Origin of the sequence: Bradyrhizobium sp. (genome assembly GCF_049691595.1) — a bacterium.
GTDB lineage: Bacteria > Pseudomonadota > Alphaproteobacteria > Rhizobiales > Xanthobacteraceae > Bradyrhizobium.
This window is the reverse complement of record NZ_JBAVNZ010000656.1, coordinates 1-1,856: the sequence shown is the minus strand read 5'-3', so window position 1 is coordinate 1,856 and position 1,856 is coordinate 1. Positions and strand designations below refer to the sequence as shown.

Below are 1,856 nucleotides of genomic sequence, written 5' to 3'. Positions count from 1 at the left end.
CTGTGACTCAGTAGGATTAGGCCCGAACGAATTGAACAGCATGTTGCCGAAGGGCAGCAGGCATTCACGTCCCTGGGGCGGCACGCCGACGGCATCGCCGACGACTTTCAGGGGATAGGCGATCGCCAGATCCTGGACGGCATCAAAGGTGCCGCGCTGGACAAGGCCTTCGACCAGGCGCTCGGCTTCCGTCTGAAAGGCGTCGCGCAGTTTGCGCACGGCCGGGCCCGACAGCACGCGACTGAGCGCGCCGCGCGTCGTATCATGCAGCGGCGGGTCGGTCTCCAGCACGAGACTGCGTGGCCGCCAGGCCTTCTCCTTAGGACATCCGCCAAATTAACTGCTCCGATTGAGGGCTGGTCGGGGGCGGATGGTGTAGTTCCATTCAGGATGGAACGCATCGCCTCGAATGTCGAGGGCGGCCATCTCGGCGTCGCTGACTTTGATGCCCTTTTCGTAGGTCCGCTCGTCAAGCGCGCACTCGACTTTCAATCCGGTCTTGGTTGTCGTCGCCCCGATCAGTTCGACGATGGCGGCCCGGTCGGTCAGGGGCTTGCCGCGCCAGTTTTGGGTGATGTGGCAGAACAGGCGATGCTCTATTCTGTTCCACTTCGAGGTGCCCGGGGGATAGTGGTGGACGTTGAGCGTCAGGCGCGTCTCGTCGGCGAGCTTTTGCAGCTCGACTTTCCAGAGCCTTACGCGGCTGCCGTTCGAGCCGCCACCATCGGCCGTGATGGTGAGTTCGGTCGCCTTCGGATAGCGCTCATGCCCCATGCGGTCGAGCCAGAGGCGGATCGAGGCGACAGCGAACTGCGCCGTGTCGCTGGTGATCCCGACGCTGACCCAGCCGGCGTTGGCGCTGACGTCGTAGACGCCGTAGGGCACGACCTTGCCCAGCTCCTTGTCCTCGAAGTCGTGCACCTTCACACGCCGTGGATCGCCTTTGGGCCGATAGTCGGTGCCGCCGTTCTTGTAGTTGCCAACCAGCTCTTTCTTCTTCGTATCGACCGAGATGACCGGCTGGCCCGCCGCCTGCGCCGCGACCACCTTGGCATTGATGTGCTCGAACTGGGCGTTGCGGTCGGGGTGCTTGGAGCCCTCGTCGGCCTTGCGGTTCGATTGCCGACTGAAGCCGATCGCCGTGAGCAGTCTCTTGACGCTGGTGGCGCTGATCTGGTGACCCAGCTTGCGCATCTCCACGGCCAGCTTGTCATGGCTCTTGGACACCCACAGCAACGGGCGCATGGGACATCCCAGCGTCGCCGGCGCAACGACGCGCTCGAGGTCGGCGATCAGCGTCGGAGCCTTCACCGACAAACGCTGCCGGCCCCCGCCCTTGGCCCGCACCCGCCCCTTCGGCAAGGGGAGATCGAGGTCTCGCAGGCCATGACCGATGGTCGAGAGCGCCAGTCCTGTGATGGCAGAGATCGCGACCTTGCCGCCGCGTCCGGCCGCCCGGACTTCACCGGCCGCGAAGAGCCGGCGCCCGCGCTCATCGAGCTTTGCGCCGACGGCATGCCAGCGCTCGCGAATCGCTTTGATGTCGATCATGTCGACCGGCATACTGCCGCAACAAGGGTCCGGGAATCCCGCCATCCCGAGTCACAACGCCACACCGTGCAGCGACGACGACCGATTCAGTTATTCTGGTGGGCGTCCTAAGCAAGTCTCAGTGGATTCGTTGATGGTTGCTTGGGTGCCCGCCGCAGTCTACCCCGGCCTCCGAGCCGGGGCGGGCATGACGGCACAGCTTGTTGAACGACCAACACAAAGTACTGAGGATAAGAGGACTGAGTCGAATTTTCCGCCCAAAGCTATCCGCCTTGCCAACCGCGCGCGGTAGGATCACCTTCATG

At 64.0% G+C, this 1,856-nt stretch carries 2 protein-coding genes and 1 pseudogene; all 3 read right to left on the bottom strand.

All coding sequences use genetic code 11. The annotated features are described in order from the left end of the window. Positions 1 to 291 (bottom strand): annotated as a pseudogene (locus WCE35_RS26325) (cytochrome P450); the annotation flags it as partial. Between the two features lie 45 nt (positions 292 to 336). Continuing rightward, complete coding sequence (locus tag WCE35_RS26320; RefSeq protein WP_424596235.1) at positions 337 to 1,551, bottom strand: ISAzo13 family transposase; 1,215 nt, start codon at positions 1,549 to 1,551, stop codon at positions 337 to 339. 118 nt (positions 1,552 to 1,669) lie between these two features. Further along, the coding region (locus WCE35_RS26315; RefSeq protein ID WP_424596234.1) for a hypothetical protein at positions 1,670 to 1,856 on the bottom strand (187 nt) is incomplete at its 5' end.

Excerpts from the sequence above, each read along its gene's own strand:
- WCE35_RS26320 (WP_424596235.1), bottom strand. The coding sequence starts at position 1,551 with ATGATCGACATCAAAGCGATTCGCGAGCGCTGGCATGCCGTCGGCGCA.